At 52.2% G+C, this 7,086-nt stretch carries 6 protein-coding genes; all 6 read left to right on the top strand.

The window, feature by feature from the left end; genetic code table 11:
- Positions 1 to 90: 90 nt before the first annotated feature.
- A complete protein-coding gene (locus tag IJN28_07550; GenBank protein MBQ6713622.1) occupies positions 91 to 1,446 on the top strand; it encodes a phosphomannomutase in 1,356 nt (451 codons plus the stop codon).
- Positions 1,447 to 1,495: 49 nt separating this feature from the next.
- A complete protein-coding gene (gene galU / locus IJN28_07545) occupies positions 1,496 to 2,422 on the top strand; it encodes a UTP--glucose-1-phosphate uridylyltransferase GalU (protein MBQ6713621.1) in 927 nt (308 codons plus the stop codon).
- 15 nt (positions 2,423 to 2,437) lie between these two features.
- Positions 2,438 to 3,901 carry a glucose-6-phosphate isomerase gene (locus tag IJN28_07540; protein ID MBQ6713620.1) on the top strand — a complete coding sequence of 488 codons (1,464 nt, stop codon included), beginning with the start codon at positions 2,438 to 2,440 and terminating at the stop codon, positions 3,899 to 3,901.
- Positions 3,902 to 4,007: 106 nt separating this feature from the next.
- Complete coding sequence (locus tag IJN28_07535) at positions 4,008 to 4,637, top strand: response regulator transcription factor (GenBank protein ID MBQ6713619.1); 630 nt, start codon at positions 4,008 to 4,010, stop codon at positions 4,635 to 4,637.
- Between the two features lie 48 nt (positions 4,638 to 4,685).
- Entirely contained in the window at positions 4,686 to 5,120 is a 435-nt protein-coding gene (locus tag IJN28_07530) for a glycosyltransferase (protein ID MBQ6713618.1), read from the top strand.
- 19 nt (positions 5,121 to 5,139) lie between these two features.
- Positions 5,140 to 7,083, top strand: a complete 1,944-nt coding sequence (locus tag IJN28_07525; GenBank protein MBQ6713617.1) for an ABC-F family ATP-binding cassette domain-containing protein — start codon at positions 5,140 to 5,142, stop codon at positions 7,081 to 7,083.
- The last annotated feature ends 3 nt before the right edge of the window (positions 7,084 to 7,086 follow it).

Here is a 7,086-nt window from a genome sequence, read left to right as displayed (position 1 = left end):
TCTTATCTAGAATATGTATAATATGCGTATATAAATCGTAGTGTGCTAATATCAGATAATCTATTAAGAAAATAAGAGGAGGAATTTAACATGGAAATGAAAGGAACTGCATTCAAGGCATACGATATTCGCGGTCGTTTTCCTGATGAGATCAATGAGGAAATGGCGTATCGTATCGGTCGTATCTTCGCTGAACAATTCGGTGCAAAAAGCGTGGCAGTAGGTCACGATATCCGTCTGTCCGGTAAAGCACTCGTTGATGCTTTGACGCTCGGTCTGACGGAAATGGGCTGCGACGTATTCGATATCGGTATGTGCGGTACGGAACAGATCTACTTCACGACGGCTCATATGAACCTCGACGGCGGTATCATGGTAACTGCCAGCCACAATCCACAGGAATACAACGGTATGAAACTCGTTCGCAAAGAATCCCGCCCGATCAGTGCCGATACGGGTCTTATGGATATCCGCGACAAAGTACTCTCGGGTGAACTTCCCGAAAAAGCAGCAGAGCTCGGTAAAGTATACGATGTCAACTGCATGCCTGAATATATCGAACATCTCTTAACATACATTGATACATCGGTCTTGAAACCGCTCAAGATCGTTGTCAATGCAGGCAACGGTGCGGCAGGTCCTGTTATTGATGCGATCCAGGACAAACTTCCGTTTGAATTTATCAAAGTCAACCATGAGCCGGACGGCACATTCCCGAACGGCGTACCGAACCCGCTTCTCGAAGAAAACCGTGATGCAACGGCAAGCGTAGTTCTTGCAGAAAAAGCAGACCTCGGCGTTGCATGGGACGGCGACTTTGACCGCTGCTTCCTCTTCGACGAAAACGGCGTTCTCGTAGAAGGTTACTACATGGTCGGCCTTTTGGCACAGGCATTCCTTGCGCAGAATAAAGGTGCGAAGATCATCTATGACCCGCGTCTTATCTGGAACACGATCGAGCTTGTCGAAGCGGCAGGCGGCACACCTGTTATGTGTAAGAGCGGTCATGCGTTCATCAAAGAACGTATGCGCAATGTAGAAGCGATCTATGGCGGCGAAATGTCGGCACATCATTACTTCAAAGACTTCTCCTATTGCGACAGCGGTATGATCCCGTGGCTCCTCGTTGTAGAACTTCTTGCTAAAACGGGCAAAACGCTCGGTCAGCTCGTACAGTCCATGACCGACAACTATCCGATCAGCGGTGAGATCAACAGCACGGTAGCTGATTCCAAAGCCGTTCTCGCCAAGATCGAAGAAACGTATGCACCGAACGCACTCTCTGTTGACAAAACGGATGGTCTTAGCATCGCATACGAAAACTGGCGTTTCAACGTTCGTTCGTCGAATACGGAACCGCTTCTCCGCTTGAATGTAGAAGCACGCGGCGACAAAGCGCTCCTCGATGAAAAAACACAGGAACTCGTAAGCCTCATCCGCGGATAATACCGGCAGAAAAACAGCAGACTAAGGACGACTATATAGGAGCAGACAGATGAAGAAGATCAGAAAAGCCATCATTCCGGCGGCAGGTTTCGGTACGCGATTTCTTCCTGCGACGAAAGCGCAGCCGAAAGAAATGCTTCCCATCATAGACAAACCGACGATCCAGTATATCATCGAAGAAGCTATATCTTCTGGAATCGAAGAGATACTCATTATCACGGGACGCAATAAACGAGCGATCGAAGACCACTTTGACCGTTCTGTTGAGCTGGAATTACTGCTCAAAGAGCAAGGCAAAGACGAACTTCTCTCATTGGTACAAGAGATCGCTGATGTGGATATCCACTATATCCGCCAAAAAGAAGCCAAAGGGCTCGGTCATGCGATCCTCTGTGCCAGACAGTTCGTCGGCAACGAACCGTTCGCTGTCATGCTCGGCGATGATGTCGTCGATGCCGACAGACCATGTCTTGGTCAGCTCATCGACAAATATAGCGAATACGAAGGCAGTATCTTGGGCGTACAGGAAGTCGCCGAAGATAAGGTATCGAGCTATGGTATCGTATTACCCGAAATGATCACGGACGATGTCTGGCGAGTGCGCGATTTGGTAGAAAAACCTGCTGTCGCTGAAGCACCGTCGAACCTTGCCGTGCTCGGCCGATATATCATCTCGCCGAAAGTATTCGACATCCTTGCTACGCAACAGCCGGGCAAAGGCGGAGAGATCCAGCTGACAGACGCGCTTTGTACATTGGCACAGAATGAGCCGATGTATGCATATCGCTTCAAAGGCCGTCGCTATGATATCGGCGACAAGCAAGGCTTCTTGGAAGCAACGGTCGAATTTGCCTTGAAGCGTCCCGAACTCAGACGTAATTTCGTACAATACTTGGCAGATATGTTCGGTCGTGAAACAAGCGACCGTGCAGTAGAAGATATTTTGGCGCAGATGGAAACTGCGCGCAAACAATAACAAGAAGGTGACTATATGGACAAAGATAAATTGGTACTGGCCTCGGGTTTTGCATTCGACTATGCCAATATGGTAGGCGAAGGCAAGATCACTGCGGCTGATATCGAAGCGATCCAAGATAAGATCAAAGCGGCGCAAGAAGCTATCCGTGTGATGCGTCGTGACGGCGTTATTCGCGGCCACCTGTCGAAAGACGGCGAACCCGAACGCGTCCTCTTCAGCCAGCTTCCGTACGTTGCAGAAGGCAATCTCAACTCGCCTGCATCGATCAAACGCCTCTTGGATTTTGGTGAAGCACTCAAAGAAAGTACCGATGCTGTCATCTCGTTCGGTATCGGCGGCTCGTATCTCGGCAACCGCGTACTCTATGATGTACAATGCGGTGCATATTGGAACTCCATGACGAAAGAAGAACGCGGCGGTTATCCGAAACTCTACTTCAGCGGCAACAACCTCGACCCGCGCTCGACAGAAGAACTCCTCGCAGAAATTCTCCGCAATGCGCGCAAAGCGAAAGCACACGGCGGTGAAGACTATCGTGTAAAACTCGTCGTCATCTCTAAATCGGGCAGTACGCTCGACACGATGGCAACATTCATGATCCTCTACACGGCACTCTGCCAGGCAGAAGGCATCAGCGTATCCGTTACGGCAGTCACCGACCCGAACGAAGAAAAACCGACCCTTCTCAAAAAACTCGCGACCGAGCAAGGTTGGGATACCTTCTCCGTACCGGACGGCGTAGGCGGTCGCTTCAGCATCTTCTCCGAAGTAGGCCTCATCACAGCCGCTTGCATCGGATTCGACATCGAAGCCTTCCTCGCGGGCGCACGTGCCATGGACGAAGCGTGTCAGACGGACAGCGTAACAGACAACCCGGCACTTATGAACGCCGTACTCAAATACATCGCAGCCGAAACATACGGCCGTGATATCGAAGTATTCATGCCGTATGCCGACAACCTCAAATCGACGGCAGAATGGTACATCCAGCTTCTCGCAGAATCGCTCGGCAAACGCCTCGACCGTAACGGCGACACCGTATTCTACGGCCGTACACCGATCGTCGCAGTCGGCACCACCGACATGCACGCGCAGACACAACAGCACCAAGACGGCAAACACAACAAAGTCGTCCAGTTCCTCGAAGTCGGTCAGTGGGAAAGCGATCCGATGATCCCCGATGCCTTCCCGTCCGCACCGAAGCTCTCCGATATCTCGGGACTTCCTATCAGTGCGGCACTTCAGGCGGCACTCGAATCGAACGCACAAGCACTCGTTGGCGACGATCGCATGAACGCAGTATTCCATTTGCCGAAACTGAATGCATTCCACCTCGGCGAACTTCTCTACCTCTTGGCACTCTCCATCGCATACGAAGGCGAGCTTGCAAACGTAGACGCATTCGATCAACCGGGCGTAGAAGGCTACAAACGTATCCTCGGCCCACTCATGCAGCAGAAAAAAGCACAGCAGTAACCAAAATAAGACGGCCTCGAGCCGTCTTATTTTTTTCTCGGCAAGGATTTTTCACATAAACAGCGAATAGGAAAAAAGACCTATTTCATAAACGAAAGGAACGCCTATGCGAAAAACGAAAACTAACATCATCATAGCCGATGCCATACCGCTTTTTCGCATCGGCATCAGACGTACGCTCGAAGACTGCGACTGGATACGCGTGACAGCCGAAGCTGTAGACGGTGAAGAAGCCATCAAAAAAACAGCGCGTCTTCGTCCCGATATCCTTATCCTAAGTGATGACATCCCCATATTTCACAGCCGTGAGATACTCCATCAACTATACCTCATGCACAGCACGACGCGTGTACTTCTCATCGGCACCACCAAGCGGAGCGAACGGCGCGCCGCCTTCCGTCTTGGAGCATACGGATACCTCGCGCGATACGCAGACCCCGCCGAACTCATTGATACCGCTGTGCGCATCGCGCGCGGAGAACGCGTATTCACCGACGACGAAATACCTGCCGTCGTCACACCGCACAAGAGCCAAGAACCGCTCAGCATCAGAGAACTCGAAGTCCTCAAATGCATCACACAAGGCATGTCCAATCAGGCGATCGCCGAAGAACTGTTCATCAGCGAAAAAACGGTCAAAAATCATCTCACGCGTATCTTCCGCAAGATGAACGTCGCCGACCGTACCCAAGCGGCACTTACTGCCATCAAACAGAACTGGATCATACTCGAATAGCAACATAATGCCCTCCTGCATACGATACAGCAAAAAGGAGGGAACCACATGACCGTCGGATATGAAACAGCCGTTCTCATCATCTCGCTCGCGCTCTTTGGCATCTATTGCCTTATTGAAGAACTGTGGCACTATAAAAAGCGCACCAACACACCGCCTGCCACCGTTCTTTTCATCGTGCAGAACGCAGAACATGAGATAGAACACCTCATCCGCAGTGCCATGCGCATCATCGACCACCATGCAAACAGTGAAATCATCGTCGTAGACATCGCATCGAACGACATGACACGCGCCATCCTCGCGCGCCTTGCAGAACAGGACGAACGCATACGTATTCTGCATCGAGCCGTCGAGCACCATGCAGTCACAGACGGCATCGCACTCGCAAGCGGACATATCATACACCTCTGCGACCTCGTACATCGCACCGACACAGACAATACCCTTGCTTACCTCGAACGGCTCGCAAGGATACCATAGAAAACATAGGAGAACACACATGGAAGTAATCAGAATCCAAGACCTAACCAAAGCCTTCGGCATAAATGAGATTTTTCATAACGTCAGCTTCACGATCGCCCACGGCGACAAGATAGGCCTCATCGGCCCCAACGGCACAGGCAAATCGACGCTCCTGCGCTGTATCCTCGGCGAAGAAGAAGCCACCGCAGGCGAAGTCATCATCCCGCAAGGCGTACGCATCAGCTACGTCGAACAACAGACCGAGATGACCGACCGCACCCTCTGGGACGAGCTTCACAGCGCATATCACGAGATCCTCGCATGGCGCGCAGAACTCGCCGACCTCGAAACCATCATCTCCGAAGAACAAGACGAAGAAAAGCTTGCGACCGCCATGCGCCGTTACGAACGCATCACACTCCTTTATGAGCAGGCGGGCGGCTACCAATACGAAGCCCTCGTCAGACGCGTCGCACACGGCCTCGGTTTCGGCGAAGCAGACATGGAGCGAACAGTAAGCGAATTCTCGGGCGGACAGATCACCCGTATCCTCCTTGCCAAAGCCCTCATTCGCCAGCCCGACTTCCTCTTCCTTGACGAACCTACCAACCATCTCGACATCAAAATGGTCGAATGGCTCGAAAAATTCCTCGCCGAATATAGTGGCGGCGTACTCCTCATCTCGCACGACCGCTACTTCCTCGACCACGTCGTAACAGGCATCGTATCGCTCGAACACCATACCGCCGACGTCTACCGCGGCAACTACACACGCTACCTCGAGCAAAAAACGCTCAACGATCGCGCGCTAAAGAGTGCTTACGACAAACAGCAGGCACAGATCGCCAAGACCGAAGAATACATCCGCAAATACAAAGCAGGCATCAAATCAAAACAAGCACGCGGCCGTGAAAAACAGCTCAAACGCTTAGAACGCATCGTCCTTCCGCCCGAAGCATCCACCTTCCAATACTTCGCCTTTCATCCGCCCGCAGAATGTGCCCAGCGTGTCGCCGAGCTTGAAAACGTCAGCGCACATTACGACGGGCGCACCGTGTTCGCAGGACTTGATCTTGTCGTCAAGAACGGTGACGGCATCGCCCTCATCGGCCCCAACGGCGCAGGCAAGACCACGCTCCTCAAGCTCCTCACAGGCGAACTTACCAGCCCCACAGGCCGTGTCAAACTCGGAAACCGCGTCAAAGTCGGCTACTTCTCACAGCATCACGAAGGCCTCAATCATGCCAATACATTACTTGACGAGATCGTCGGCGAATTCGGCGTCACACTCGAACAAGCGCGCGGATATCTCGGTGCCTTCCTCTTCCGCGGAGAAGACGTGTATAAGATCATCGGCGACCTTAGCGGCGGCGAGCAAGCACGCGTTGCCTTCCTCAAACTGATGATGAGCGGTGCCAACTTCCTCGTCCTCGACGAACCGACCAACCATCTCGACATCCCCGCCAAAGAAGCCGTCGAATCGGCACTCATGAGCTTCCCCGGCACTTTCCTCGCCGTATCGCATGACCGATACTTTTTAGACAAAGTAGCCAACTGGATCGTCGAACTCGACGACGGCAAGCTCACCTCCTACAACGGCACATACAGCTATTACCAAGAAATGAAAGAACGCGAACGTGCCGAAGAAGAAGCACTGCGCCTCGCACAGCAAGCTTCCGTACCTCCCAAAGAAAAAACACAGCGACCTGCCCCGCAGGCAGAAAAAACAGAAGACAAACCAAAACCGACAGCCAAGCCCAAGCGCACTATGAGCGCCGAAGAACGCGAGAAACGAGTGCACGACATCGAAGGAGAGATCGTCATGCTCGAAATGGAACTCAAAGGTCTTGAATACCAACTCAGCTTGCCCGAGAGCCATGCCGACCAGCAGACAGCCGCCGATCTCACCGCAGAATACGAAGCGACTGCCAAGAAGCTCGAAGCCAAATACAGCGCGTGGGAAGAACTCCAAGAAGAATAGGGG

This window comes from Selenomonadales bacterium, from assembly GCA_017442105.1.
GTDB lineage: Bacteria > Bacillota > Negativicutes > RGIG982 > RGIG982 > RGIG982.
The sequence above is the reverse complement of the archived record's forward strand: the minus strand, read 5'-3'. Positions and strand labels throughout refer to the sequence as shown.